Raw genomic sequence first — 25,158 nt, 5'->3', positions numbered from 1 at the left:
CCGTTCTCAGCGCCGCCATGACGGCGCGAGGCCTTCGCGCATCGCTAGTCGCCGCAACGGGCCGAATGCGCCGAGCAGATGCAGGCCGGCAGCGCGCGCCGTCTGCATGCCGAGGAAATCGCTCAGCAGCGATCGGTTGGCGATGTCGATCGCCCAGGTCCGGCTGGCGACATCAGGGCGCCGCGCCGCCTGGTAGCGCCACAGCACATTGGGCGCGCCGGGATCTTCGCCGCGACCGATCGCCTGGCCCGTGATCTCGGCGATATCGGCGGCATCGCGCAGTCCCATATTGAGGCCCTGCGCGCCGATCGGCGGCAGCACATGGGCGGATTCCCCGACCAGCGCGATCCGGTTTTTGGCGAATTGCCGCGGCCGCTCGATCGCCAGTGGAAACACGTGACGGCCGCCCTGGACTTCGACGCGGCCGAGGATCGAATGCGATTGCCGCTCGGCGGCGAGGGACAATTCGTCGTCGCCGAGCGCCATCAGCCGCTCGGCCTCCTTGGGCGCCGAGACCCAGACCACGCTGCTTCTGACGCCGCTGAGCGGCACGAACACGCAGGGGCCGTGCTCCGTGTGGAACTCGGTCGAGATGTTCTGGTGCGGCCGGGTGTGGGTGATGTTGAAGGTGAGGGCGGACTGCCCGAGGTCGCGGCTCGTCACCGCGATGCCGGCGGCCTCGCGGGACAATGAATTGCGCCCGTCGGCACCGACCACGAGCCGGGCCTGAAGCGACTGGCCCTGCCGCGTCACCACGGTGACCGCGGCATCGTCCGGCCGCACTGAGGCGGCCTCATCGTCGAACCGCGTCAGCGCGGATAGTTCACCGGCGCGGTCCTCGAGCGCGGCGACCAGCGAGCGGTTGTCGATGTTGAAGCCGAATTGCTCGCGGCCGATCTCGTCGGATGAGAAGCGCACCTCGGGCGCACGGATCAGGCGGCCAGTGTCGTCGACGAGGCGCATGGTCTTGAGCGCCGCCGCTCGGTCGCTGCAGCGCCGCCAGACGTCCAGCCGGTCCAGGATATCGGTCGAGGCACCGAGCAGCGCGGTGGTCCGGTTGTCGGCATAGGGTGCGCGGCGCGCCAGCAGCGCGGTCCGTGCACCGGCGTCGGCAAGGGCAATCGCAGCCGTCAATCCGGCCGGACCGCCGCCTATTACGATAACGTCATAATCCAGCGAGCTGTCGGCCATATCAGGACATTTGACATGCTTGGCCCGATTTTCAAGCCATCGCTAACCACCAAGAGTTTCCAAAGCTTTGCGCGGCGGAACGCCGCAAGACCGCATATGCAAACCGGTCCGATTCCTGATAGCACTTCGGCCGATGGAGCATTCGAGCCAGCCTGATGCGTTGCCAGAACGGATGCGGACCGCCGCATTCTCCGTTCATATTTTCACGGCGCTCGGTGCCGGAGTGGCGCTGCTGGCGATGCTGGAGGCGGTGCGCGAGCACTGGGCCAACATGTTCGCCTGGCTCGGGGTCGCGCTGATCATCGACGGGATCGACGGCCCGCTGGCGCGCCGGCTCGACGTGGTGCGGCTACAGCCGAACTGGTCGGGCGAGGTGCTCGACCTGGTGGTTGATTTCGTCACCTATGTGTTCGTGCCGGCCTATGCGATCACCGCGAGCGGCATGCTGCTGCCGCTGGCCGCGCCGATCCTCGGCATCGGCATCGTGGTCTCCAGCGCGCTGTATTTCGCCGACCGCCGCATGAAGGCCGATGACAACCATTTCCGCGGCTTCCCGGCGCTGTGGAATGCGGCGGCGTTCTATCTGTTCCTGCTGCACCTGCCGCCGGTGCTGTCGACGATCGTGGTCGCGGCCCTGATCGCGCTGACCTTCGCGCCGTTCCACGTGCTGCACCCGCTGCGTGTGGTGCGGCTGCGCTGGCTGACGCTGTGGCTGCTCGCCGCATGGGCGCTGCTCGGCATGTACACGCTTGCCAACGACTTCGTGGTCGGAGCTCCGATTACCTTCGGGCTCTGCGCCATCGCCGCCTACATCATCGGCAGCGATACCGTGATCCGCCGGATGAAAGCCTTCAGAGCATGATGCAATTGATCACCAGCCCGGAAGCCTGGGCGGCGCTGTTGACCCTGACTGCGCTCGAGATCGTGCTCGGCATCGACAACGTGATTTTCCTGTCGGTGATCGTGTCGCGGATCCCGCCCGCACAGGCCAAGCGCGCGCGGCAGATCGGCCTGCTGCTGGCGCTGGTGTTCCGCATTCTGCTGCTCTCGATCCTGGTCTGGCTGATCGGGCTGACCCAGCCGGTGATATCAGTCAGGGACGTCGAGTTGTCGTGGCGCGACATCATCCTGATCGGCGGCGGCCTGTTCCTGATCGCGAAAGCAACCCACGAGATCCACGGCGAGGTCGAGGCGCGCGAGGCGGAAGCCGACGACAGGCCGAGCGCCAGCGCGTTCTTCTGGGTGATCGTGCAGATCATCATCATCGACCTGGTGTTCTCGCTGGATTCGATCATCACCGCGATCGGCATGGCGCAGGACATCGAGATCATGATCGCGGCGGTCGTGATCGCCTGCGTCATCATGTACATCTCGTCGGGACCGGTAGCGCGGTTTGTCGCGGAGCATCCGACCACCAAGATGCTGGCGCTGGCCTTCCTGGTGCTGATCGGCGTGGCGCTGGTGGCCGACGGATTCAAATTCCACATTCCGCGCGGCTACATCTATTTCGCGATTGCCTTCTCGGCCGCCGTCGAGGCGTTCAACGTCATGGCCAAGCGCAACCGCAAGAGGCCGGCGCGCTAATGGGCATTGTCTCCGCGCCAACGCTGCGCGTTTGTCGCGAGGGAAAACCGCTTCGCGCTTTTCCGGACCATGCCGTAGCCGGTTCCGGCCCGCTTGGTTGACAAGCCGGCCGCGATGGCATTCGCTCGCTTGACGCTGATATCTGAGGGGAGTGATGACATGACCAAGGCTGTGCGCGTGCACCAGGTGGGGGGACCGGAAGTCCTGACCTATGAGGACGTCGAGGTGGGCGCGCCGGGGACTGGCGAGGTCCGGATCCGCCAGCATGCGGTCGGTCTGAATTTCATCGACGTCTATTTCCGCACCGGCCTCTACAAGGCGCCCGGCCTGCCGTTCATTGCCGGCAATGAGGCCGCAGGCGAGGTCCTGGCCGTGGGTCCGGGCGTGACCAATTTCCACCCCGGCGATCGCGTCGCTTATTACTACAATCTCGGTGGCTACGCGTCCGAGCGCGTCATCCCGGCCGACAAGCTCGTCAAACTGCCCGACCACATCACCTACGAGCAGGGCGCCGTGCTGATGCTCAAGGGGCTCACGGTCTGGTACCTTCTGCACAAGACCTTCAAGGTCGAGCAGGGCCATCGCGTGCTGATCCACGCCGCGGCGGGCGGCATCGGGCTGCTCGCCTGCCAATGGGCGCGGGCGCTCGGCGCGCATGTCATCGGTACCGTCGGCTCGAAGGCGAAGGCCGATCTCGCGCTCGCCAATGGCTGCGATCACGTCATCCTCTACAACGAGGAGAACTTCGTCGAACGCGTCAAGCAGATCAGCCGTGGCGAGCTCTGCGACGTCGTCTATGACGGCGTTGGCAAGACCACGTTCCCGGGATCGCTGTCCTGCCTCAGGCCGCGCGGCCTGTTCGTCTCCTTCGGCAACGCGTCGGGTCCGGTGCCGCCGTTCCCGCTCGCCGAGCTCAACAACCACGGCTCGCTGTTCGCGACGCGGCCCAAGCTCAACGACTATGTCGGCACCCGCAAGGAATTGCTCGAAGGCGCCGACACGCTGTTCGCGGCCGTGATCAACGGCAAGCTGCACGTGCCGATCAACCATGCCTATGCGCTGAAGGATGCGGCCAAGGCGCATATCGACCTGGAGAGCAGGGCGACCACCGGCGCGGCGATATTGCGGCCGTAAGTAGATCGTCATTCCGGGGCACGCGAAGCGTGAACCCGGAATCTCGAGATTCCGGGTTCGATGCTGCGCATCGCCCCGGAATGACGGGGTGGTGGCGACTACGCCACCCGTCGCGCCGCGCCGACCTTGGTCAGCACCGTATCCAGGCAGTCGATGACAAGGGAAATCTCCTCCCTCGTCACGTTCAGCGCCGGCATGAAGCGCAGCGTGTCCGGTTGCGGCGAGTTGATCAGCACGCCGGCCGCGAACGCCTCGGCGACGACGGCCGCGCCGATCGGCATCTTGAGATCGAGCGCGAGCAGGAGGCCGCGGCCCCGGATCTCGCCGAGCCCATGCCGCGACGACAGCCGCTGCAATTCGCGCTCGAGCAAAAGACCGGCATCGACGACCGATTTCAGAAAATCGGTCTTGCCGACCTGATCGAGCACGACAAGCCCCGCGGCGCACATCAGCGGATTGCCGTTGAAGGTGCCGCCCTGATCGCCGTGATCGAAGCACGAGGCATGCTCGGTCGCGAGCAGGGCCGCGAGCGGCACGCCGCCGCCGACGCCCTTGCCGAGCGTCATGATGTCGGGTTCGATCCCCGCGTGCTGATAGCCGAACAGCTTTCCGGTCCGGCCGATGCCGGTCTGGATCTCGTCGACAATGAGCAGCAGGCCGCGCTGCTGGGTCAGCGCCCGCAACTCCTTCAAAAACGCATCCGTCGCGAGCCAGACGCCGGCCTCACCCTGGATCGGCTCCAGCATGACCGCGACCGTCGACGACGAGATCAACTTTCGCACCGACTCGATGTCGTTCAGCCGGGCCTTGCGGAAGCCCGAGACCTTCGGCTCGAACAGGGGCTCGAACGCCTTCTTGCCCGAGGCCGACATGGTCGCGAGCGTGCGGCCGTGGAAGCCGCCTTCGAAGGTGATGATCTCGTGGGCGCCATTCTTGTACTTCGTGCCATATTTGCGCGCGAGCTTGATCGCGCCCTCATTGGCCTCCGCGCCCGAATTGGCAAAGAACACCTGGTCGAAGCAGCTGTTGTCGACCAACAGCTTTGCCAGTTTCAGGCTCTGCTCGTTGTAGAACGCCGGGCTTGGCGTGAGCAGCCGTCTGGCCTGCGCGGCCAGCGCGTCGGCCACGATGACCGGCGAGTGGCCGAGGGGATTCACGGCCCAGCCCTGCACGAAGTCGAGATAGCGGTTGCGATTGGCGTCCCAGAGGTATGAGCCGGCGCCGCGCACGAACACGACCTCGGGGCGAGCGGTGATGTCCATCAGCGCATCGAACGGATGGGTAGCGTTGGTCATGTCGTTCTCCTCTGGGGTCGGTGTGGAAGGGGCTGGCCGAAAAGCGAGAAGGCCGCGCTTTGGGGGCGCGGCCTTCTCGAAAACCTTGGCTGATTTATAAGATCAGCGATGGCGTCGGACACGGCGCAGCCCAGCATCGTCGCGGGTGCGACGACGGCAGATGGCGCGGCGGTGGGTCCGGTTCAGCTTCATGGCGCACGCCCATACAGCCGAACGCCGGAACATGTCAAGCGTCAGAATCCGGCAACGCTGCCGTGGAGGTCGTATTCGTCGGAGCGCTCGATCTTGGCGGTGACGATCTCGCCGACTTTCAGCGGGCGGCGGCTGGTGAGGTAGACGGCGCCGTCGATGTCAGGCGCGTCGGCCTTTGACCGGCCCTTCGCCACCGTCGGACCGACCTCGTCGATGATGACCTGCTGGCGGGTGCCGACCTTGCGCTTCAGGCGCCTCGTCGAAATCTTCTGCTGGCGGGCCATCAGCGCATTCCAGCGCTCCTGCTTGACCTCGTCGGGCACGGCATTGGGAATCGCGTTCGACGTGGCGCCGGCGACCGGCTCGTATTTGAAGCAGCCGAGCCGGTCGATCCCCGCTTCATCGAGCCAGTCGAGCAGATAGGCGAAATCGGAATCGGTCTCGCCGGGGAAGCCGACGATGAAGGTCGAGCGCAGCGTCAGGTCGGGGCACTGCTCGCGCCATTTCTGGATTCGCGTCAGCGTCTTCTCCTGCGCAGCCGGGCGCTTCATCGCGCGCAGCACATCGGGGCTCGCATGCTGGAAGGGGATGTCGAGATAGGGCAGCACCTTGCCCTCGGTCATCAGGCCGATGACCTCGTCGACATGCGGGTAGGGGTAGACATATTGCAGCCGCACCCAGGCGCCGAGCTCGCCGAGCTCCTTGGCGAGATCGAAGAATTTTGCGCGGACGCTGCGATCCTGCCAGGGGCTCTCGGCGTATTTCAGGTCGACCCCGTAAGCCGAGGTGTCCTGCGAGATGACGAGCAATTCCTTGACGCCGGCCTTCACCAGCTTCTCGGCCTCGCGCAGCACGTCATTGGCCGGCCGCGACACCAAATCGCCGCGCAGCTTCGGGATGATGCAGAAGCTGCAGCGGTTGTTGCAGCCTTCGGAAATCTTCAAATACGCGTAGTGCCGCGGCGTCAGCTTGACGCCTTGCGGCGGCACCAGGTCGATATGCGGATTGTGCGCCGGCGGCAGCGCGCGGTGCACGGCGTCCAGCACGCTCTCATATTGCTGCGGCCCCGTGATCGAGAGCACGCCGGGATAGGCGCTCTCGATCTGCTCGGGTTCGGCGCCCATGCAGCCGGTGACGATGACCTTGCCGTTCTCGGCCATGGCCTCGCCGATCGCGGCGAGCGATTCCTGCTTGGCGCTGTCGAGAAAGCCGCAGGTGTTGACGATGACGATGTCGGCGCCGTCATGCTTGCGCGCCAGCTCATAGCCCTCCGCGCGCAGCCGGGTGATGATGCGCTCGGAATCGACCAGCGCCTTGGGGCAGCCAAGACTGACGAATGAAATATGGGGCGCTCGTTCCATGTGGTCGTCTGGAGCCATGATCTGAATTGTTCGGATATGGCGATCCAACTAATTGATCCGATGGAAAAATTCAACTGCTCGGCATGTTCCCGTGATGGAAAATTGAGAGTCCTGCATAGTGAATGAAATCAAGGAGTGCCAAGGGAACTGAAAGTTCCTGGTGGGTGGAAGCTCGTTCCGATCGAGCTTACCGAAGCGATGAAGGATGCGCTCTATCAGCCGGCTGGTTGAACGTCTGCTTAACACTCACAAGCGGCACAAAGCGGACATCCGCCAGCCAACGCGATGGGCCAAACTCGGACCTGGCCTCCGGAAAGGGACAGTCGGCCCCTGTCCGGAGGCTATAGCATGTCGTGCCGCACGGCAGTCCTGTTCAATTGCCCGAGCTCTCCGAGCCGGCAATGCCTAACGGATCACGCCGCAATCTATTTCATGTAACCGACGTAGTAGATTCCGATCACATTTTGCGAGGCGTCCCGTATTGGCTTGTAGCCTGTGATGTAAGGTTTGCCGAGGATATCGACCTCTCCATAGAAGGCTTCTCCCTTCCTAATGGATTCAATCGCTCTTCCCTTCGGATCCAGAACGGTACCGATCGCTCGCGAGCCATCGTCCTTTTTCACGTTCGTCGCAACCCGTACGTACTCGTCGCCGCTCTTCACGAAGATCGTAGCCGTGCCTTGAGCTTGTTTCACGACATCATCCACTAATTCAAAATTGTTGTTCATCTTCGTTGAACCGAAGTAGATGGCAGGGACCTCCTTGCCAGCGACGGAATCCGTCCCATCAAGTTTTGGCGGGCCGAGTTTGTGCGCCATCGACTCCATGGTCTCCATCGCCATCCTTACCTTTGCATCTTGAGCTTGCAAATCTTGCGGCATAAGCGTCACGGTCCCGATGAGGCATGACGCGATGAACATTCCGATTGCGCTACGCTTCATGAGGTTTCCTCCTCTCGAAAACGCTGGCACGCGTCAGATGCCTCACCGCAATATCGATGAAGGCCCGGAGGATCAGGGTGTGGCGACTGAGCTTAGCGTCACGCGATCACCTCGCACTGAGAGGCGTCGCCAGCGTGCGTCTTGATCAAGTTCAGCCAAGGCCATCTTTGATCATCTAAATGGTAACGGAAATCCGATAGGCGTGTGGATCACTTTGAGACATCCCAGCCGCGTCAAAAGCTCGCACAGAGCCGGCGTTTCGAAATCAGCGTGCGGCGCACCACCTAGATGACGCTGGAGGAATAGGGGCGCTTATCAAGCCCTGAGCAGGGATCAGTGTTAGTGAGAATAGGCGGACGGGAGCCCGCCGGTACTGGTGATGTCGGAAGTGGATTCACGACCGGTGAAGCACGGATTGAGCACATGAGTTCTGCTTCGCCTGTGGAAGCCGACATCTCGCATTAATGAGTGCACGCTTTGACGAGTTGATGGTTCAGATGAAAGTCTGCCTTCGGGCACCGTTTTTCCTTGGGAGTGGGCGGCTCAAAAGTTTAAATTTGTTGTCTCAGGAGCACCCCAAGGACACAAAGCTCACTTTCGGCGCCGCGGCCTCTTGCATATCTCTGATCTGCCTGATGAATGGGCAGGAGCTAGTCCCAATTGCCGAGAATTACAACCCTTTCCCGGGGCTTCCGGCATGATATGGATGGCCTTGCCGGGTCCTTAAGAGTCGTCGATGAGCGCTGAGTCGTCTCCCAAGATCGTCATAGTCGACGAGAGCCCGATCCGAGCGGCCATCCTGGAGGAGGGACTGCGGGAGGCCGGCTATACGGATGTCGTGCATATCAGCGAGATGCAGAGCCTGCTCTCGCGAATCTATGCGCTCGACCCCGAGATCATCGTCATCGACCTCGAGAACCCCAGCCGCGACGTGCTGGAACAAATGTTCCAGGTCAGCCGCGCGGTCCGCCGGCCGATCGCGATGTTCGTCGACCAGAGCGACGCCGCCTCGATCCAGGCCTCGGTGGAGGCCGGCGTCTCCGCCTACATCGTCGACGGCCTCAAGAAGGAGCGGATGAAACCGATCCTCGATCTCTGCGTGTCCCGCTTCAATGCCTTCGCCAAATTGCAGGACGAGCTCGATCGCACCAAGCATGCGCTGGAGGAGCGCAAGGTGATCGACCGCGCCAAGGGCATCCTGATGAAGGTGAAGGGGCTGACCGAGGAGGAGGCCTACGTGCTGATGCGCTCGACCGCGATGCGCGAGAAAAAGAAGATCGGCGAGATCGCGCAATCGATCCTGACGGCGTCGGAGCTCCTGAAATGACCACATCTTTGCGCATCGGGTTCATTCCGCTGGTCGACGCTGCCGCGCTGATCGTTGCCGTCGACAAGGGATTTGCCGCTTCCGAAGGCCTCGACGTCACGCTGGTGCGGGAAGTGTCGTGGTCGAACGTCCGCGACAAGCTCAATATCGGCCTGTTCGATGCCGCCCATCTGCTGGCGCCGGTGGCGATCGCCTCGAGCCTCGGGCTCGGTCACGTCAAGGTGCCGATCGCGGCGCCCTTCAACCTCGGGCTCAACGGCAATGCCATCACGGTCTCGCCGGCGCTGCACGCCGCGCTGATGGAAGAGCTCGACGGCGACCGCTTCGATCCGATGGCAACCGCACAGGCGCTCGCCCGCGTGGTGGCCAAGCGGCGCAAGAGCGGGGCGGAGCCGTTGACCTTCGGCATGACCTTCCCGTTCTCGACCCACAATTACCAGTTGCGGTTCTGGATGGCCGCCGGCGGCGTCGATCCCGATGAGGACGTCCAGCTCGTGGTGCTGCCGCCGCCCTATATGGTCGACAGCCTCGCCAACGGCCATGTCGACGCGTTCTGCGTCGGCGCGCCCTGGAATTCGATCGCGGTCGATCTCGGCATCGGCCACATCCTGCATTTCGTCTCCGACATCCTGCTCAGCGCGGTGGAAAAGGTGCTGGCGGTGCGGCAGAGCTGGTCGGAGAAGCATCCCGATATCGTGGCGGCGCTGGTGCGCGCACATCTGCGCGCCGTGGAGTTCATCGAGCGGCCCGAGAACCGGTCCGAGGTCGCGCGCATCCTGGCGCCGCCCGAGCGGATCGGCGTCGATGCCAGCGTCATCCAACGTACGCTCGATGGCCAGCTGAAGATCTCGCCCGACGGCACCATGCGCGAGAGCAATCGCTATCTGCTGGTCGGGCGCGAGGCAGCGGCGCGGCCTGACCCGGGGCAGGCGGCCTGGCTCTATGCGCAGATGGTTCGCTGGGGCCAGGCGCCGTACCGGCCGGAGGCGCTGAAGACCGCCATGGCCGTGTTCAGGCCCGACCTCTACGACGCCGCGTCGGGTCGCCCGGCCGGCGCCTCCAGTGCCATTGGGGCTTTCGCCGGCCCGCCGTTCGACCCGAGCGACGTTCCCGGGCATCTGGCGGCGTTCAAGATCGGGCGCTGGAAGGCCTGAGCGCGACGCAACTCCGCCTCCGGCTACTTTGCATGGGGTTGTTTTCGAGATTTTGGTTAGTGCGGGACTGGTGCGGGTTCCCGACGCCTCGAATTGCAGCGAATAGGATTCTCGGTCGAGCGCGCGAGGAGGAATATTCCTCTCGGAACCGGGTTCCCGAAGGCGGCGGCATCGCTATTTTTGCCGCCCGCTTGAATCCGCCCGCGAACGATATTCCATATGCCCGAGAATGGGGCGTTGGAGATCGACCATGCGCGAGCTATCGGCGGAAGCCCGCCTGCACCTTTACGCGCGAAACATTTCACGGAAGTCCGGGACCGGAATTCACACGGCGGCGCTGTACAGCGCCTTTGCGGTGATCGCGGCCATCGTGTTCGGCACGCTGTCCGTCCACCCGTTCTAGGCGCTTCGGAACATTCAAAAGCCGCCGCCCGATATCCTCAGGCGGCGGCTTTGTGTTGGGTGGATGCTGGCAGCTCAGTAGCCGTATCCGCCGCCGCAGGTGTTGCAGGTCGGCTGAACCGGCGCATAGTAGGAATAGCCCGGCGAGACCATCTGCACGCGCTCCTGGGTGGCGTATTGCGGCGGGATGCGCTCATAGGCGACGCCCTCGGGCGCGACCATCACCGTCTTCGGCACCATCACGGTGCGATACTGCGCCGGCGTGCGATGCGCGACGACGCGGCCCGGCGCCACCATGACGGTTTCCTGCACCGTGCGATATTGCGGCGGCACGCTCTGCACCTGATAGCAGGTCGTGCACGGCTGCGGCGGCGGCGTATAGCAGCTGTAGCAGCCGGCGGATGCCGCGCTGGTGAAGGCGGCGGTAGCAACCGCGGCGATGGTGAGGGAGAGGCTGGTGCGGAACATGCTTTCGTACCCAATTTCCTAAGAGGACAATCAAAGGCTCGGAAGCTGCACCTAACAATCAAACGGCAAGTTTGGGTTTAAGAAGACTCTTAACGGAATCTAAAGGGCCAGCGCGGCGGCCGGCCCTTTTTTTGATCGATGCGTTCGCGGCTCAGTGCGCGGTCTTGAACGGTGCAACGGTGATGCCCGCCTGCTTCAGCGCCTCGCGCAGGCCGCGCGCGATCTCGACGGCACCGCGCGTGTCGCCGTGGATGCAGACGGTATCGGTCTGCATCTTGATCACCTTGCCGGTGACCGAGACGACGGCACCGTCCTGCACCATCCGCACCACACGATCGGCGATCGCCTTGGGATCGTGCAGCACCGCGCCGGGCTTCTTGCGCGACACCAGGTTGCCATCGTCCTCATAGGCGCGATCGGCGAACACCTCATGCGCCATGCGCAGATTGGCAGCCTCGCCGGCACGCACCAGTTTCGAATTCGCGAGCACCACGAACACGAGGCTCGGATCGACCGCCTTGATCGCATTGGCGATCGCCCTTGCGGTCATGTCGTCCTCGCAGGCGACGTTGGAAATCGCGCCATGCGCCTTCACATGGGTGACCTTGTGGCCGGCCGCGGTCGCGATCGCCTGCAGCGCGCCGATCTGATAGGCGATCAGGTTCTCGATCTCCGAGGACGTCAGTCCCGGCATCGGGCGGCGGCCAAAGCCGTGCAGGTCGCGATAACCGGGATGGGCGCCGACGCTGACGCCGCGCGCCTTCGCGAGCTCGACCGTCTTGCGCATGATGTCGGCATCGCCGGCATGAAAGCCGCAGGCGACGTTGACCGAGGTCGCAAGCTCGATCATCGCGGCATCATTGCCCATTTCCCACGGGCCAAAGCTTTCGCCGAGATCGCAATTGAGGTCGATGGTTGAGGTCATGACGATCGATCCGTCTGTTGTTGTACAGATTCAGGGTAGCGCAACTTGCCAGGTCGACACATCGACGGCGTTGACGGCCTGACCCGCGACATTCGCATCCCGCAGCGCTTCGATGTTGAGACCAAAATCCTCGATGCCGCGGAGGCGGTCGGGCAGGGAACGCAGCAGCTCGTGGAACTTGATTGCCTCGGCTTGCGCTTCCGCCATCGTCACCGCCTTGAAGCGGAACGGCCGGCCGGCCGAGATCTGCGCGAAGCGGCCGAAATCGGCCGTGATCACCGTCGCGATCTTCGGATAGCCGCCGCTGGTGCCGCGGTCCGGCATCAGCACGATCGGCTGGCCGTTGCCGGGCACCTGGATGCTGCCGTTCACGGTGCCGTCAGAGACGATGTTGTGGCCGTCGAGATGCTTGATGACGGGACCTTCGAGGCGATAGCCCATGCGGTCGCTGGTCGCCGAGATCCTCCACTCGCTGTCGACCAACAGCTTCTTGTGGTCCTCGGCGAACTCGTCATCCTGCGGGCCGAACACGATGCGGATCGGCGCATCGGTCGCGGCCGGCAATTCGATGCGGCGTTCGGGCGCGCCGCTCGCGGCCTGCGTCGTCAACTCGTCGCCGCTTTGCAGCGGCCGCGGGTAGGGGCTGCCGAGTCCGGCGCGGGCGTTGACGGCGAGGCTACCGAACATCGGCTCGCCTTCGATGCCGTGCTCGATCGCGAGATAGCTGAACGAGCCGCCGCGGGCAAAGCCGAGAGTGAGCGTCTCACCTTCGGCGAGCGTCGCCGAGCTGTCGAACGCGACCGGCCGGCCGCCGATATCCGCATTGCGCGACGCGCCGGCGAGGGCGACACGCACCGCGCTGCCGCGCGCGGTGAAGCTGGCACCGAACGGGCCGATCTCGACCGCGGCGGCGAACAGGTCGTTGCCGACCAGCGTATTGGCGGCGGCCAGCGCAAGCCGGTCCATCGCACCGCTCGGCACGAGACCGTAGCGCTGCGAGCCCGGACGACCAGCGTCCTGCACCGAGCTTGCCGGGCCGATCGAGGTGACGACGAGCTTGCTCATGGCGTCACCAGTTCAGCGACGAACTCGCCGGCCTCGGCGGCGCGGTCCTGTTCGGCAAACGTCTTGGCGTCGACTGCGTTGAAGGTGATGGCGTCGCCCGGCTCGAGCAGGAAGGTCGGATCGCGATGCAACTGGTAGGTTCGAACTGGCGTGCGGCCGAGCAGGTGCCAGCCGCTCGGGCCGGCCAGGCACTGCACGCCGGTCTGGATGCCGCCGATCGAAATGGTGCCGGCCGGGGTCAGGAGCCGCGGATCCTTGCGCCGGGGCATGTGCAGGAACTTCTCCAGTCCGCTGAGATAGGACCAGCCCGGCGTGAAGCCGATCATGGCGACGCGATAGTCGCCGGCGACATGGCGGGCCACGATCTGGTCGGGCGTGGTTTGGAGCGCCTTCGCGACATCCTCGAGATCGATGCCGTGCTCGCCGCCATAGGTCACCGGGATACGCCAGCGCCGCGTTCCGGTCTCGGTCGGCGGCGCCTTGGCGGCGCGTGCCAGCAGTTGCTCGCCGAGCGCATCGAAAGTGATCTGGATGGGGTCGTAATGCACCAGCAGCGACCGGTAGGTCGGCACGGTCTCGGTGATGCCGGCGATCGGCTCGGCGGATATCACGCGGTCGAGCGCCAGCACCCGCCGGTTGGCGGCGTCATCGATGGTGCGGCTGAATTCCACCGTGATGGCGCTGTCGCCACTCGGCAAAAGGCGGGGAGGACTTAAGGGTTCGGCCATTGGGTCAAGCGCTGTCGTCAGCCATCAAGCTAGCGTGTTTCGAGATAAAACGGAATTCGCTTAGTGCAAAATGATGCAGCAACTTCAATAAATTAATCGGCATGCCGCCGATAAATTTGGATGATCGCAGCTTTTTCGCGCAGCCCTTGACGCAAAGCCTTTGCCCGGCAACATGCGCCGGTCTTTTCCTCCATCGGAGCACTCTTTCCAGATGTCACTGTCCGCCGAAGCGATCGCGACGCTGTCGCATGTGTCCACCGCCACCATCACCACCGTCCTGCTCAAGAAGGGCCTGCGCAACATCTGGATGCGCGGCACCAAGCCGCTGAAGCCGGGGCAGAAGCGGCTGGTCGGACCGGCCTTCACGCTGCGTTTCGTGCCGGCCCGCGAGGATCTGGCGACGCCGGAATCCTGGTCGTCGCCGATCTCGACCCGCACCGCGATCGAGGCGATGCCGGCGGGCTGCATTGCCGTGGTCGATGCCATGGGCATCACCGACGCCGGCATTTTCGGCGACATCCTCTGCGCCCGCATGGCCAAGCGCGGGGTGACGGCGCTGATCACCGACGGCGTGGTGCGCGACGTCGAGGGCGTGCTCGGCACCGGCCTGCCGGTGTGGTGCGACGGCTACGCGGCTCCGCCGTCGGTTGCAGGTCTGACCTTCGTCGGCTGGGGCGAACCGATCGGCTGCGGCGGCGTTGCCGTATTCCCGAACGACGTGGTGGTGGCCGACCAGGACGGCGCGGTGCTGATCCCGCAGGCGTTTCTCGATCACGTGCTGGCCGAGGGGCCGGAGCAGGAACGGATGGAAGCCTGGATCGTCAACGAGGTGAACAATGGCGCCCAGCTGCCCGGCCTGTATCCGATGAATGCCGAGACCAAGGCGCGCTACGCCGCCACCAAGAAATAACGTCAAGAAAGGGAGGTAACCCCATGGACATCCACGTTTCCGGCTCGCGGCCGACCCGCCGCGCGCCGAAGGAGAATTTTACCGGCACCGTGTTGCAGGACCCGATCAACATGGCGCCTGCGCCGGCGCGGCTCAACGCCTCGCGCGTCTCGTTCGAGCCCGGCGCACGCACCGCCTGGCACACCCATCCGCTCGGACAGACGCTGTATGTGATCTCCGGCATCGGGCGCGTGCAGGCCAAGGGCGGCCCGATCAGGGAGATCCGTCCCGGCGATGTCGTCTGGATTCCGCCGAACGAGAAGCACTGGCACGGGGCCTCGCCGGACAACAGCATGACCCACATCGCCATGCAGGAGGCGCTCGATGGCGTCTATTCGACCTGGATGGAGCACGTCACCGACGAGGAATACAACGGCAAGGTCGGCTGAAGCGTCGTAGCAGTTCGCAAGATGAGAGCCCCGCTCTCGAGCGGGGCTCTTTCGTATGCGTAGCCCGGCGTATGCGTAGCCCGGATGGAGCGAAGCGCAATCCGGGGCAATCTCTCGGATGAAAACCCCGGATTTCGCGGAGCCTGTCATCGGGCGCGCGTTCGCGCGACCCGTTGGCTTCATCCGGGCTACGAATTCCGGCCGATTAATTCACCCGCGTCCAGGTCTGGCCGCCGCAGAACATGCCGCCGAATGCACAGCCCTGGACGCGCAGCGTGTCCGGGCTCTTCATCGCGATGCTGGAATCGTAGGTGCTGCCGCTGTTCGGATCGAAGATGCGGCCGCTCCACTTGTCCTTGCCCGGCTTCATGTTGATCAGGACCTGTTCGCCGTTGGCGTTCGATTTCTTGTCGACGGCGTAGCCGCAGAGATTGGCACCGCATTGCTCGATGCGGATCTTGCCTTCCTTCTCTTCGGTGAGCCAGACGCCGAGCGGCGAGTTCGCTGCTTGCACGGGGTTGGCAAGCGGCTTGGGCGTTGGAGCGTTCGGCGAGGCGGCACCAACGGTTGGAGCGGTGGTGGGCTTTGCGGCCGGCGCAGCAGTTTGCTGGACGGCTGGCGGCGCGGGCGGCGGCGGTGTGGTCGCTGCTGTAGCTGAAGGCGGCGTGGCGGCAACACCCGTGCTGGCCGGCTCTGTCGTTGTTGCGGCAGCCGCCGGTGGGACGGCGGCCTGATCGACGGCCGGCGGAGCGGGCGGAGCAGCCGCCGCGGGCGCGCCGGGCGGCGCGGTCTGGGAATCCGTCTTGGTGTCCGTCCTGGCGTCCGTGTTGGCTTCCTTCGGAGCCTTGCGCTTCTGCTCGGTGTCGTCGCGTTTGGCGCGCTTGGTGCCGCGGCCGGTATTGTCGTAGACGCCGGGGATCGAAACCGTGCCGCGATCGGGATCGATGCGAATGGTGCGGCCGCCGTAATCGAATGTGTACTGCGCCTGCGCTGCGGCCGTGCTCGCAAGTACGAGCGTGGCGATCGCCAGAAGCTTTCTCATCTCGATCTCCGATGCGGGGAACTCCGTTCGCAAGGCTATCCGGTGACCGCCTCCTTGAACGTGTCCCAGATCACGGTCAGAACATGAGTCGTATCCTTGCGGCTTAGGTTCAAATCGCTGGATTGCGGTCTGGTTTCAGGCCGCGCGCTTCAAATTATGCGCGTGACGCAGGCTATTCGAACCACGCGGCGTAGATCTTCGCGTAGCTGCCATCTTCGCGCGCGATGTGAAGCCATTGGTCGACGAACGCCTTCAAGGCAACGTCGCGCTGCATCCAGTAGGCCTTTTCCGCGAAGTCGAACGGCTTGTCGGGATGCACGGCGCACAGCACGCCGGGATGCAGCTTCTGCTGATAGCGCGTCTCGGACGCATCGGTCATCATCAGGTCGGCGTCGCCCTTGGCGATCTCGTCGAAGATCCTGGTGTTGTCGTTGAAGACCCGGATCTCGGCGGTTTTCACATGGGCACGCGCGAAGCGCTCATTGGTGCCGCCGGGATTGACGATGACGCGGGTGCCGGCTTTGTCGATCTCGGCGATCGTCTCAAACTTGCCCGTGTCGGCACAGCGCGTGATTGGCGTCTTGCCCTCGCGCATGATTGGCGTGGAGAACAGACCCTTCTTCTGCCGGTCGAACGTGATGGAGACGCCGCCCATCGCGATGTCGAAATCGTCGGCCTCGAAATCCCTGGTCATCTGCGGCCACGATGTCGGCACGAACTCGACCTTGACGCCGAGCGCCTTGCCGAGTGACTGCGCCATGTCGACATCGAAGCCGCGGAAGGCCTTGGTCTCCTTGTCGAGATAGGTGAAGGGCAAGTAGTCGCCGGTCATGCCGACACGCAGGATGCCGCGCTTGACGATCTCATCGAGCCGGGACGGCGCCTGCTGCGCGTGTGCGGCAGACAGAAGCAAAGCGAGGGCGAGGCCGGCCAGCGCGCGAAACATCGAGGTCTTCTCCATCCGCATCTGATTGCGATGCCCGAAGGGCACGTATCGCGTCTCAGGCCTCGTTGCTGTCCTCGCTCGCCCGAATGACGCTCGCAGTGCGGCTGAGCATCTCGTGCTTGAAATGCTCGAAGCGCCGCCGCGCTTGGGCCTCGCGATCGTCGACGAATTTGATCGCGGCATCCCCATCCATCGGGCCGTTGACGAGTGGGGTCGATGCCTCGCCGACGGTCTCGTCGACATAATATTGGGCGCCGTCCTGGCGCACCGTCCAGCGGAAGCGCAGCGCGGCCATCGGGCCAGGGCCGGATTTCGAATAGCCATTGGCCTCGATCGCTTGGGGCGGCGGCTGGATCGGCTCCGGCTCCGCTTCCGGCTCGCTCGGCTCCGGTTCGCTTGGCTCCGGTTCACTTGCCTCAGCTTTACTTGGCTCAGGCTGTTCGACCGGTTCGGGCTCCTCGATCGGGGGCGGCTCGACCGCCGTCGGCTCGGCAGGCGCGGCCTCGACGGACACGGCCGTGACGGACACGACCTGGATGGACGGCGGCAAAGGCGGCGGCATTGCTATCGAGGCCGACGGCTCCGCGGCGGGCTCAGCTGGCTTGTCCGCCGTCTTGTCGGTCGATTTGGAGGTCTCGGGAGGTGTGGTCGTCTGGTCGAGAATGCTCGCGATTGCGGCCAGCGCATTGTCGGTCGGATCATTCACGGTTTGGTCTCCCAAGCTGACGCCGCGCGGAATCGTGCCGACGCCCTCCTTATCTACCTGATCTGACTATCCTTTGTCAGCCCTGGCGGTTCCGACGCGCAGCCTTGAAGCGAAGCGGGATCCGCTTCGCTTGAAAGCGTCGCTAGGCACAAACCGGCGGACGCCGGTCCTTCCAGGGGCGGACCTGTTCGAGCTGGCCGGCCAAGCGGAACAGCAGTCCTTCCTTGCCGAGCTTGGCCGCGAACATCATGCCGAGCGGCAGACCGGCCTTGTTCCAGGCCAGCGGCACCGACATCGCCGGCTGTCCGGACATGTTGAACATCGAGGTGCCCGGCATGTAGCGGCGCAGCACCGGCGCGATGTGGGTCAGGTCCTCGGACATCGTGTTGAGCTCGCCGAGGCGGAGCGGCGGCGCGCACAGCGTCGGGCTGAGGAAGATGTCGCAACCCTCGAAGAAGGTCGCAAGAGCGCGCGAGATCTGGAATGCCCCAAGCTGCGCGGCGACGTAGTCGGCCGGCGTCATCTTGGCCGAGTTCTGGCCGCTGGCGAGCGTCAGCCGCTCGACATCGTCCGACGTCAGGGTGCGCCCGACGCGCTGCTCGAGCAGACGGACGGTCAGCGCGGTGTTGCCGCCGACGATGGTCGTCATGACTGCGGCGGGATCGGCGGCAAGCGGCGGCGCGCGCTCCTCGACATGATGGCCGAGGCCCGCCAGCAGCTTGGCTATGTCGCGCACCGCCGCGGCGATCTCGGGATCAATGGCATCGCCATAGGGCGACTTGTCGGTGAAGCTGATGCGCAAATGGCCGGGATCGCGGCCGACTTCCTGCGAGAACGGTCGCTCCGGCGGCGGCGCGACATAGAGGCTCGACGGCTCCGGACCGTGGATCGCATCCATCATGACCGCGCTGTCGCGGACGCTGATGCTGAGCACATGGCCGACTGAGAAGCCGCCCCAGCCTTCGCCGCGATCGGGACCCACCGGGTTGCGGGCGCGCGTCGGCTTCATGCCGAACACGCCGGAAGCGGAGGCGGGGATCCGGATCGAGCCGCCGCCGTCGCTGGCATGCGCGACGGGCAGGATGCGGGCTGCGACCGCAGCGCCAGCGCCGCCGGACGAGCCGCCGGAGGAATGGTCGAGATTCCAGGGATTGCGGGTCGGGCCGAACAGGCGGGATTCCGTCGTCGGCATCAGCCCGAATTCCGGGCTCGAGCTCTTGCCGAAGATTGCAAGCCCGGCATCGAGGAAGCGCTGGGCCAGGGTGCCGTTGTGATCCGCGACGAAGTCCTTCAGCAGGCTGGCGCCCGACGTGGTGCGGGTGCCCTCGAGCAGATCGAGGTCCTTCAGCAGGAACGGCACGCCGGTGAAGGGACCGTCAGGCAACCCCTTGGCGATCTGGCGCTCGGCATAGTCGTAATGCTTGACGACGACCGCGTTGATCTTGGGATCGACGGCGGCGGTGCGCGCGATCGCCTCGTCGAGCAGCTCCTTCGGCGTCACGTCCTTGTTGCGGACGAGCTCGGCGAGACCGACCGCATCGTAGTTGCCGAATTCCTTGAAAGCCATGTGGGTACTCCGCATCGCCGGGCCGATCTTTTCGGATCGGCCGCGGCGCAAACGAGGAAGGCTGAAAGCTCAGCCGAGGACGTCCTGGTTGATCACATTCTGGCGCAGCGGATTGCCATCCAGCACGCTCAGGATATTGCGTGCGGTCTGCTCGCTCATGCGATCGACGGCCTCGACCGTGACGCCGGCCACATGCGGCGCCATGATCACGTTGGGCAAAGCGTGCAGGGGCTGGCCGACCGGCGGCGGTTCGACCTCGAACACGTCGAGGCCGGCGCCGGCGAGCTTGCCCGACACCAGCGCGTCGTGCAGCGCCTTCTCGTCGACGATGCCGCCGCGGGCGGTGTTGATGAGATAGGCGGTCGGCTTCATCAGCCGCATCCGCGCGGCATTGAACAGCCCGACCGTTTCGGGATTCTTCGGGCAGTGGATGGTGACGAAGTCCGCCCGCGGCAGCGCCGCTTCGAGGCTCGACACGGCCTCGCAGCCGGTCGCGGTGATCTCGCTGGCGGGCTTATAGGGATCGTAGACCAGCACGTTCATTTCCATGGCGAGGCAGCGCTTGGCGGTGCGGGAGCCGATGCGGCCGAAGCCCACGATCAGCACGGTCTTGCCGTAGAGGTCGAACGGCAGCACGCCGAGCCGGCTCGCCCAGGTGCCGTCCTTGACCATCGTGTGCATTTCCTGCGCGCGCTTGGCCAGCGTCAGCATCATGAACAAGGCTTGTTCGGCGACCGACGGAGAGTTCGCGGTGCCTGCGACCATCAGCGGCACCTTGCGGCGCGACAGCGCCGGAACATCGACGGCGTCATAGCCGACGCCGATCCGGGTCACCACCATCATGCCCTTGGACGCCTCCAGCTCCGCCTCGCCGAAGCGGGTTGCGCCGAGCGCCACGCCATGGACCGGCGCATGCTGCTCGAGCATGGTCTGAAAGTCCTTGGCGGAGATCAGGTTGGGAAATTCGATGAGTTCGACGTCGTCCCGCTCGTTGAGGAGCACCCGTGCCCCCGGCGACAGAGTCTGGGTAATAAAGATCTTCTTCTTGTTGGTGGCCATTTCCTGCCCTTGAGGTTTCTTGTGCGCCGTCAAAGGACGGCGCCGGTCACCTCGTTTAGCAAATGCATATTGTTGAGGTCCACAGCCAATCGGAGCGGGCTGCCATCCTGCGCACCGGCATTGGGATTGACCCGGCCGCAGACCTGGGTGCCCTCGAGCGTGAAATAAACCAGGGTCTCCATCCCCATCGGCTCGGTGACGTCGAGCATCGCGTCGAACGGCTCGATGCCCGGTTCGGCATGCGGCCGCGCCTCCATGACGTGCTCGGGCCGGATGCCCAGCAACAGCTTGTCGGTGCGGGAGAGCGCCTGGTAGCGGGCGGCGCGTGCCGGCGGCAGCGCGAAAGCGAGGCGATCGGTCAGCCGCACGTTGAGCTTGCCTGCGGTGTCCTCGAGCCGACAGGGCACGAAGTTCATCGCGGGCGAGCCGATGAAGCTTGCGACGAACCGGGTCGCCGGCTTGTGGTAGAGCTCGTTGGGCGTGCCGATCTGCTCGATCCTGCCGTGGTTCATCACCACCACGCGGTCGGCGAGCGTCATCGCCTCGACCTGGTCGTGGGTGACGTAGACCGTCGTGGTGCGGACCTTCTGATGCACCTTCTTGATCTCGATCCGCATCTGCACGCGCAGCTTGGCGTCGAGGTTGGACAGCGGCTCGTCGAACAGGAACACCTTCGGATTGCGCACGATCGCCCGCCCCATCGCGACGCGCTGGCGCTGGCCGCCGGAGAGCTGCTTCGGCTTGCGATCGATCAGATCGGTGATGTCGAGCATGCGGGCGGCCTCGGTGACCCGGCTCTTGATCTCCGCCTTGGGATAGTGCTTCAGCCGCAGACCGAACGACATGTTCTCGGCAACGGTCATATGCGGATAGAGCGCATAGTTCTGGAACACCATCGCGATGTCGCGGTCCTTCGGCGGCACGTCGTTGACAACGTCGCCGCCGATCATGATGTCGCCGTCGGAAATGTCCTCGAGGCCGGCGATCATCCGCAGCGTCGTCGACTTGCCGCAGCCGCTCGGCCCGACCAGCACCACGAACTCATGGTCGGCGATATCAAGGTCGATGCCGCGCACCGCCTCGACCTCATCGTAACGCTTCACAACCTTCCGCAAACTGACGTCAGCCATAAGTTCAACCCTTTGTCGCACCGGCGGTCAGGCCGGCAATGTAGTAGTCCATCAGGAAGGCGTAGATGATCAGCGGCGGCGCGGCGCCGAGCAGGGCGCCGGTCATGATCTGTCCCCAGTTGAAGACGTCACCCTTGATCAGGGTCGTGATGATGCCGACCGGCAGCACCAGCTGATCGGTCGATGTCGTGAACACCAGCGGATAGAGGAACTGAGCCCAGGAGACGGTGAAGGCAAAGATCGTGGCCGCGATCAGGCCGGGCAGGGCGACCGGGATGAAGATGCGGGTCAGCGTCTGGAACCAGCTCGCGCCGTCGATGATCGCGGCCTCGTCGAGCTCCTTCGGGATCGAGGCGAAATAGCCGATCATGATCCAGGTGCAGAACGGCACCGTCAGCGTCGGATAGATGAACAGCAGGACATACCAGCGATTGATGAGCTGGATGCCGGTCCAGTCGCCGATCACCGCGAACATCTTGAACAGCGGGATGAACAGCAGGCTGTCGGGGATAAGGTAGGTCAGGAATACGCCGGTCGCGAGCGTGGCCGAGCCCCAGAACTTCATCCGTGCCAGCGCAAAAGCCGCCGGCACGCTGATCAGCATCGTGATGGTGACCACGATGATCGAGACCCAGGCCGAATTCCAGAAGAAGCGCAGGAACTGATTCGAGGTCAGCAACTCGGCGTAGTTGGAGAGCGTCGGATGATATACCCACCACGGGTTGGTCGCCGCGGAAATCTCCGCGCTGCTCTTCAGCGAGGTGATCAGCATGTAGAGCGGCGGCACCAGCGAAAAGATCGCAAACAGCACCAGGAAGAAATAGGACCAGCGTAGCGCCCAGGCGCGGTCGCGGCTCATGCTGCCGTACTTCACCTTGCGGGTCGGTCCGGACTTGTCGATCGTCAGCGAGCTCATCAGGCTTCGTTCCCGCGTTTGGTGATGTCGCGCAGGATGAAGATCGCCGCGACCGCGAGGATCGGCACCATGAACAGCGAAACGCTGGCGCCGAGCGGCACATCGCTGCCCTCGATGCCGACGCGGAATGCCCAGGTGGCGAAGATATGGGTGTGGTCGAGCGGGCCGCCCGCGGTCAGGATGCGCACGATGTCGAAATTGGCGAAGGTCACGATCAGGGAGAACAGCGTCGTGATCGCGATGATGTTGCGCATCATCGGCAGGGTCACGTACCAGATGCGCTGCCACCAATTGGCGCCGTCGATCGCGGCCGCCTCATAAAGCTGGTCGGGTACCGATTTCAACGCCGCCAGATACATGATCATGAAGAACGGCGCGCCGTACCAGACGTTGACCAGGATCACCGAGAAGCGCGCCCACATCGCATCGCCGGTCCACGGGATCGGCCCGATGCCGAAGAAGGAAAGCGTGTAGTTGAAGGCGCTGTAGGAGGGGTCGAACAGCCAGAGCCACGCCAGCGTGCTCATCGCCGGCGGGATCACCCACGGCACCAGCAGCATGCCGCGCCACTTGCGCTGCTTGTTGGCGGGTACGTTGTGCACGAAATGCGCGACGATGAAGCCGATCAGGGCTTTGAAGATCACCGCCGAGATCGCGAAAATGCAGGATTGCTTGACCACCAGCCAGAAGGTGTCGCGCTTGAACAGGAACTCGAAATTGCCGAACCCGACGAACTTCGTCATCGCCTTGTTCAGCGTCGCAAGGTGCAAGGAGTAGAGGGCCGGGTAGAGCACCAGGATCGCGATCAGGAGGATCAGCGGCAAGGTCATCAGGAACGCGGCCATCGACTTGCGCCGCAGCGCGTTGCGCAGGCCGACGCGCCTTCGTCCCGTCTGGGCAGCGGCTGCGCGGTTGGATTGGAATGCGACATCAACCATAACGCAGGTCCCTCGCGCGGGTTGGTTGCACAGCTCGCCGGTCCGACGGCTGGGATGTGAAGACGGGACCTCGCGCGGCCAACATTACGGGCGGTCGCGCGAGACCTCGCTTGTCGTCAGCTTCGCATGAAGCCTTCGCACTCGCCCTCGGCCCAGGCGAGTGTCTTTTCCATGCTTTCACCCTGGTAGTACCGCAGGCACATCTTGGTCAGCGTGGCCTGGAAGTAGATCTGCTGCGCGATCTTGGGCGGCGCGGGCGAGGCCGCAATCGACAGCGTCTGGTGCTTGTAGGGGTTCGGATAGTGGTAGAGCGTCCCCTTTGGCGGCGCTTGCTCCGCCCAGACCTTCAAGGTCGTGAGCTTTTCGTAGGCCGGCAGGTCATAGCCACCGCTTGCGACCACCATCTTCTCGATCGATGCAGGTTGCGACAGGTGGGACAGCAGGCTCTTGGCCGCCTCCTTGTTCTTCGAGAACGACCAGATCGACCAGAAGAACGGCAGATAGGGCGCGAAGCGTCCCTTCGGCCCGGCCGGGAACCCGTGCGTCCAGCATTGCTCCGCGACTTGCGGAGCATCGCGCTTGGCGACCGCCCACGCGCTCGGCGGATTCAGGATCATCGCGCCTTTGCCGGCGACCAGCCACTTGTTGTTGGACGCGTCGTCCCATGCCGCCACATCGGGCGGCAGGAAGGCGAGCAGCTTCTTGTAGTAGTCGAGGGCCTGGCGCACCGCGTCGGTCTTGACGGTGAGGTTGCCCTTGGCATCGACCAGCTGCGCGCCGAACGACTGGAAGATCGCGCCGGCGGTGTCGACGCTGTCGCTGGTTTCGCCAAGGCCGATACCGAATGGGAATCCGGCCTTGTGGCAGGCTTCAGCCGCCTTGAGGAACGTATCGAGGGTCCAGTTATCGGCTTTCGGCTCGCTTCCGACCGGATACATCTCCTGCACGTCGATGTTGGCGTGTTTCTTCATCAGGTCGATGCGCGAGCAGGGACCCTTGATCTGGCTGCCGACGCTGGCGGGAACGCCGAGCCATTTGCCGCCGGCCTGGCCGAGATATTTCACCGTGCCGTTGACGTCGCCGTTCAGCTTGAGGAGCGGATCCATGATGTCGTTGACCGGCTCGAGCAGCTCGGCGTTGGCCTGGGGCCACCATGTCGGCATCTGGAAAATATCGTGACCGGATTTCGCCTGCGCCTCGGCCGCGATGGTGACGATGTTCTTGTTGCCCTGGCTGGTGATGTAGTCGATCTGGACCTCGACTTTCTCCTTGGCAGCCCATTCATTGACCAGCTCGGTGGACGCACTGTTCGCGCCGGGCACCCAGTGATCCCAGAAGCCCATCGAGAGCTTTCCGGCTGCGTAGGCGCCACGCACGTAGGGGGCTGTAATCAGCGCGGCCGATGACAGCGCTGTCGCCGCGACGAATTCTCGGCGCGAGAGCTTCTTCCGTGACATGGCATTCCCTCCCTGGTAGCCAACGGACAAAAGACTTTTTTGAATCCCGTTGTTGTTTTTGTGCGTCGCGTTTGCGCGACGTCGCGGGATTGCGTTGACACCGATCAGAACAGAATTGCCGGCATCTGTCGAGAAACGAGATGCTGATGCCACGTAGAACTAACGTTGTGGTCAAATAGCAGGCAGCGTCGTTCGCATCATTGCAGTTGCCGGCGGTTTGCCGCGCGTCTCGCGATCATGCTGCGATGCACGCAGAGGGTGACGCAGACAAGGAAGCAGACGGTGCGCCGTT

At 64.3% G+C, this 25,158-nt stretch carries 25 protein-coding genes; 8 read left to right on the top strand and 17 right to left on the bottom strand.

Annotated elements, in window-relative coordinates:
* Window positions 1-6 precede the first annotated feature (6 nt).
* Window positions 7-1,191 carry a UbiH/UbiF family hydroxylase gene (locus IF803_RS09735; protein ID WP_461191992.1) on the bottom strand — a complete coding sequence of 395 codons (1,185 nt, stop codon included), beginning with the start codon at window positions 1,189-1,191 and terminating at the stop codon, window positions 7-9.
* Window positions 1,192-1,324: 133 nt separating this feature from the next.
* Between IF803_RS09735 and pcsA the strand changes: the two genes are divergently transcribed.
* The 3 genes from pcsA to IF803_RS09720 all read left to right on the top strand — a co-directional run bounded on the left by pcsA (window position 1,325) and on the right by IF803_RS09720 (window position 3,909).
* A complete protein-coding gene (gene pcsA / locus IF803_RS09730) occupies window positions 1,325-2,053 on the top strand; it encodes a phosphatidylcholine synthase (RefSeq protein ID WP_461191991.1) in 729 nt (242 codons plus the stop codon).
* The gene (locus IF803_RS09725; RefSeq protein ID WP_461191990.1) at window positions 2,050-2,775 is read left to right on the top strand and encodes a TerC family protein; all 726 of its coding nucleotides are present in this window, start codon (window positions 2,050-2,052) and stop codon (window positions 2,773-2,775) included. Before pcsA ends, IF803_RS09725 begins: the two co-directional genes overlap by 4 nt.
* Before the next feature lie 159 nt (window positions 2,776-2,934).
* Entirely contained in the window at window positions 2,935-3,909 is a 975-nt protein-coding gene (locus IF803_RS09720) for a quinone oxidoreductase family protein (protein WP_026192759.1), read from the top strand.
* A gap of 98 nt (window positions 3,910-4,007) precedes the next feature.
* Here IF803_RS09720 and IF803_RS09715 read toward each other — a convergent pair whose 3' ends face one another.
* From IF803_RS09715 to IF803_RS09705, 3 genes are all read right to left on the bottom strand, one after another.
* A complete protein-coding gene (locus IF803_RS09715) occupies window positions 4,008-5,204 on the bottom strand; it encodes an acetylornithine transaminase (protein ID WP_461191989.1) in 1,197 nt (398 codons plus the stop codon).
* Window positions 5,205-5,437: 233 nt separating this feature from the next.
* Complete coding sequence (rimO, locus tag IF803_RS09710; RefSeq protein WP_461191988.1) at window positions 5,438-6,757, bottom strand: 30S ribosomal protein S12 methylthiotransferase RimO; 1,320 nt, start codon at window positions 6,755-6,757, stop codon at window positions 5,438-5,440.
* Window positions 6,758-7,182: 425 nt separating this feature from the next.
* Window positions 7,183-7,698, bottom strand: a complete 516-nt coding sequence (locus IF803_RS09705; RefSeq protein ID WP_461191987.1) for a Cache 3/Cache 2 fusion domain-containing protein — start codon at window positions 7,696-7,698, stop codon at window positions 7,183-7,185.
* Window positions 7,699-8,434: 736 nt separating this feature from the next.
* Between IF803_RS09705 and IF803_RS09700 the strand changes: the two genes are divergently transcribed.
* From IF803_RS09700 to IF803_RS09690, 3 genes are all read left to right on the top strand, one after another.
* Window positions 8,435-9,025, top strand: a complete 591-nt coding sequence (locus IF803_RS09700) for an ANTAR domain-containing response regulator (RefSeq protein WP_028332037.1) — start codon at window positions 8,435-8,437, stop codon at window positions 9,023-9,025.
* Complete coding sequence (locus tag IF803_RS09695; protein WP_461191986.1) at window positions 9,022-10,179, top strand: CmpA/NrtA family ABC transporter substrate-binding protein; 1,158 nt, start codon at window positions 9,022-9,024, stop codon at window positions 10,177-10,179. Before IF803_RS09700 ends, IF803_RS09695 begins: the two co-directional genes overlap by 4 nt.
* Before the next feature lie 250 nt (window positions 10,180-10,429).
* The gene (locus IF803_RS09690; RefSeq protein ID WP_016844408.1) at window positions 10,430-10,582 is read left to right on the top strand and encodes a hypothetical protein; all 153 of its coding nucleotides are present in this window, start codon (window positions 10,430-10,432) and stop codon (window positions 10,580-10,582) included.
* 74 nt (window positions 10,583-10,656) lie between these two features.
* Here the strand turns inward: IF803_RS09690 and IF803_RS09685 are convergent, their stop codons facing one another.
* The 4 genes from IF803_RS09685 to pxpB all read right to left on the bottom strand — a co-directional run bounded on the left by IF803_RS09685 (window position 10,657) and on the right by pxpB (window position 13,767).
* Window positions 10,657-11,049: a hypothetical protein gene (locus IF803_RS09685; RefSeq protein WP_461191985.1), complete on the bottom strand. Its 393-nt coding sequence runs from the start codon at window positions 11,047-11,049 to the stop codon at window positions 10,657-10,659.
* A gap of 151 nt (window positions 11,050-11,200) precedes the next feature.
* Entirely contained in the window at window positions 11,201-11,974 is a 774-nt protein-coding gene (locus IF803_RS09680) for a LamB/YcsF family protein (RefSeq protein WP_092084758.1), read from the bottom strand.
* A 30-nt stretch (window positions 11,975-12,004) separates the two neighbouring features.
* Window positions 12,005-13,039, bottom strand: coding sequence for a 5-oxoprolinase subunit C family protein (locus IF803_RS09675; protein ID WP_461191984.1), 1,035 nt, complete (start codon window positions 13,037-13,039; stop codon window positions 12,005-12,007).
* Window positions 13,036-13,767, bottom strand: a complete 732-nt coding sequence (gene pxpB / locus IF803_RS09670) for a 5-oxoprolinase subunit PxpB (protein ID WP_304495381.1) — start codon at window positions 13,765-13,767, stop codon at window positions 13,036-13,038. Before pxpB ends, IF803_RS09675 begins: the two co-directional genes overlap by 4 nt.
* Window positions 13,768-13,978: 211 nt before the next feature.
* Between pxpB and IF803_RS09665 the strand changes: the two genes are divergently transcribed.
* Entirely contained in the window at window positions 13,979-14,677 is a 699-nt protein-coding gene (locus IF803_RS09665) for a ribonuclease activity regulator RraA (RefSeq protein ID WP_076828879.1), read from the top strand.
* 23 nt (window positions 14,678-14,700) lie between these two features.
* Window positions 14,701-15,105 carry a (R)-mandelonitrile lyase gene (locus IF803_RS09660; protein ID WP_016847553.1) on the top strand — a complete coding sequence of 135 codons (405 nt, stop codon included), beginning with the start codon at window positions 14,701-14,703 and terminating at the stop codon, window positions 15,103-15,105.
* A gap of 205 nt (window positions 15,106-15,310) precedes the next feature.
* Here the strand turns inward: IF803_RS09660 and IF803_RS09655 are convergent, their stop codons facing one another.
* The 9 genes from IF803_RS09655 to IF803_RS09615 all read right to left on the bottom strand — a co-directional run bounded on the left by IF803_RS09655 (window position 15,311) and on the right by IF803_RS09615 (window position 24,866).
* The gene (locus IF803_RS09655) at window positions 15,311-16,147 is read right to left on the bottom strand and encodes a DUF2147 domain-containing protein (RefSeq protein WP_461191983.1); all 837 of its coding nucleotides are present in this window, start codon (window positions 16,145-16,147) and stop codon (window positions 15,311-15,313) included.
* A 172-nt stretch (window positions 16,148-16,319) separates the two neighbouring features.
* On the bottom strand, window positions 16,320-17,108 hold the full coding sequence (locus IF803_RS09650; protein ID WP_461192030.1) for a transporter substrate-binding domain-containing protein: 789 nt from the start codon (window positions 17,106-17,108) through the stop codon (window positions 16,320-16,322).
* Between the two features lie 40 nt (window positions 17,109-17,148).
* Entirely contained in the window at window positions 17,149-17,799 is a 651-nt protein-coding gene (locus IF803_RS09645) for a hypothetical protein (RefSeq protein ID WP_461191982.1), read from the bottom strand.
* Between the two features lie 142 nt (window positions 17,800-17,941).
* On the bottom strand, window positions 17,942-19,366 hold the full coding sequence (locus IF803_RS09640) for an amidase (RefSeq protein ID WP_461191981.1): 1,425 nt from the start codon (window positions 19,364-19,366) through the stop codon (window positions 17,942-17,944).
* Between the two features lie 69 nt (window positions 19,367-19,435).
* Window positions 19,436-20,425 (bottom strand): hydroxyacid dehydrogenase, encoded by a 990-nt coding sequence (locus IF803_RS09635; protein ID WP_028340675.1) that lies wholly within the window; start codon window positions 20,423-20,425, stop codon window positions 19,436-19,438.
* Between the two features lie 29 nt (window positions 20,426-20,454).
* Complete coding sequence (locus IF803_RS09630; RefSeq protein ID WP_461191980.1) at window positions 20,455-21,555, bottom strand: ABC transporter ATP-binding protein; 1,101 nt, start codon at window positions 21,553-21,555, stop codon at window positions 20,455-20,457.
* A 4-nt stretch (window positions 21,556-21,559) separates the two neighbouring features.
* Window positions 21,560-22,471, bottom strand: coding sequence for a carbohydrate ABC transporter permease (locus tag IF803_RS09625; RefSeq protein WP_028340673.1), 912 nt, complete (start codon window positions 22,469-22,471; stop codon window positions 21,560-21,562).
* Window positions 22,471-23,409, bottom strand: a complete 939-nt coding sequence (locus IF803_RS09620) for a carbohydrate ABC transporter permease (protein WP_028340672.1) — start codon at window positions 23,407-23,409, stop codon at window positions 22,471-22,473. The genes IF803_RS09625 and IF803_RS09620 overlap by 1 nt, the downstream gene beginning before the upstream one ends.
* A gap of 116 nt (window positions 23,410-23,525) precedes the next feature.
* Complete coding sequence (locus IF803_RS09615; RefSeq protein ID WP_028340671.1) at window positions 23,526-24,866, bottom strand: ABC transporter substrate-binding protein; 1,341 nt, start codon at window positions 24,864-24,866, stop codon at window positions 23,526-23,528.
* Between the last annotated feature and the right edge of the window lie 292 nt (window positions 24,867-25,158).

Source organism: Bradyrhizobium sp. UFLA06-06, from assembly GCF_054820065.1.
The sequence above is the reverse complement of the archived record's forward strand: the minus strand, read 5'-3'. Positions and strand labels throughout refer to the sequence as shown.

Bases quoted from the DNA above. Each gene is read 5' to 3' on its own strand.
- IF803_RS09620 (WP_028340672.1), bottom strand. From the start codon at position 23,409: ATGGTTGATGTCGCATTCCAATCCAACCGCGCAGCCGCTGCCCAGACG.
- IF803_RS09665 (WP_076828879.1), top strand. From the start codon at position 13,979: ATGTCACTGTCCGCCGAAGCGATCGCGACGCTGTCGCATGTGTCCACC.
- IF803_RS09640 (WP_461191981.1), bottom strand. From the start codon at position 19,366: ATGGCTTTCAAGGAATTCGGCAACTACGATGCGGTCGGTCTCGCCGAG.
- IF803_RS09700 (WP_028332037.1), top strand. From the start codon at position 8,435: ATGAGCGCTGAGTCGTCTCCCAAGATCGTCATAGTCGACGAGAGCCCG.
- pxpB (WP_304495381.1), bottom strand. From the start codon at position 13,767: ATGGCCGAACCCTTAAGTCCTCCCCGCCTTTTGCCGAGTGGCGACAGC.
- rimO (WP_461191988.1), bottom strand. From the start codon at position 6,757: ATGGAACGAGCGCCCCATATTTCATTCGTCAGTCTTGGCTGCCCCAAG.
- IF803_RS09695 (WP_461191986.1), top strand. From the start codon at position 9,022: ATGACCACATCTTTGCGCATCGGGTTCATTCCGCTGGTCGACGCTGCC.
- IF803_RS09685 (WP_461191985.1), bottom strand. From the start codon at position 11,049: ATGTTCCGCACCAGCCTCTCCCTCACCATCGCCGCGGTTGCTACCGCC.
- IF803_RS09735 (WP_461191992.1), bottom strand. From the start codon at position 1,191: ATGGCCGACAGCTCGCTGGATTATGACGTTATCGTAATAGGCGGCGGT.
- IF803_RS09705 (WP_461191987.1), bottom strand. From the start codon at position 7,698: ATGAAGCGTAGCGCAATCGGAATGTTCATCGCGTCATGCCTCATCGGG.
- pcsA (WP_461191991.1), top strand. From the start codon at position 1,325: ATGGAGCATTCGAGCCAGCCTGATGCGTTGCCAGAACGGATGCGGACC.
- IF803_RS09690 (WP_016844408.1), top strand. From the start codon at position 10,430: ATGCGCGAGCTATCGGCGGAAGCCCGCCTGCACCTTTACGCGCGAAAC.
- IF803_RS09725 (WP_461191990.1), top strand. From the start codon at position 2,050: ATGATGCAATTGATCACCAGCCCGGAAGCCTGGGCGGCGCTGTTGACC.
- IF803_RS09680 (WP_092084758.1), bottom strand. From the start codon at position 11,974: ATGACCTCAACCATCGACCTCAATTGCGATCTCGGCGAAAGCTTTGGC.
- IF803_RS09625 (WP_028340673.1), bottom strand. From the start codon at position 22,471: ATGAGCTCGCTGACGATCGACAAGTCCGGACCGACCCGCAAGGTGAAG.
- IF803_RS09635 (WP_028340675.1), bottom strand. From the start codon at position 20,425: ATGGCCACCAACAAGAAGAAGATCTTTATTACCCAGACTCTGTCGCCG.
- IF803_RS09655 (WP_461191983.1), bottom strand. From the start codon at position 16,147: ATGAGAAAGCTTCTGGCGATCGCCACGCTCGTACTTGCGAGCACGGCC.
- IF803_RS09660 (WP_016847553.1), top strand. From the start codon at position 14,701: ATGGACATCCACGTTTCCGGCTCGCGGCCGACCCGCCGCGCGCCGAAG.
- IF803_RS09650 (WP_461192030.1), bottom strand. From the start codon at position 17,108: ATGGAGAAGACCTCGATGTTTCGCGCGCTGGCCGGCCTCGCCCTCGCT.
- IF803_RS09715 (WP_461191989.1), bottom strand. From the start codon at position 5,204: ATGACCAACGCTACCCATCCGTTCGATGCGCTGATGGACATCACCGCT.
- IF803_RS09675 (WP_461191984.1), bottom strand. From the start codon at position 13,039: ATGAGCAAGCTCGTCGTCACCTCGATCGGCCCGGCAAGCTCGGTGCAG.
- IF803_RS09630 (WP_461191980.1), bottom strand. From the start codon at position 21,555: ATGGCTGACGTCAGTTTGCGGAAGGTTGTGAAGCGTTACGATGAGGTC.
- IF803_RS09615 (WP_028340671.1), bottom strand. From the start codon at position 24,866: ATGTCACGGAAGAAGCTCTCGCGCCGAGAATTCGTCGCGGCGACAGCG.
- IF803_RS09720 (WP_026192759.1), top strand. From the start codon at position 2,935: ATGACCAAGGCTGTGCGCGTGCACCAGGTGGGGGGACCGGAAGTCCTG.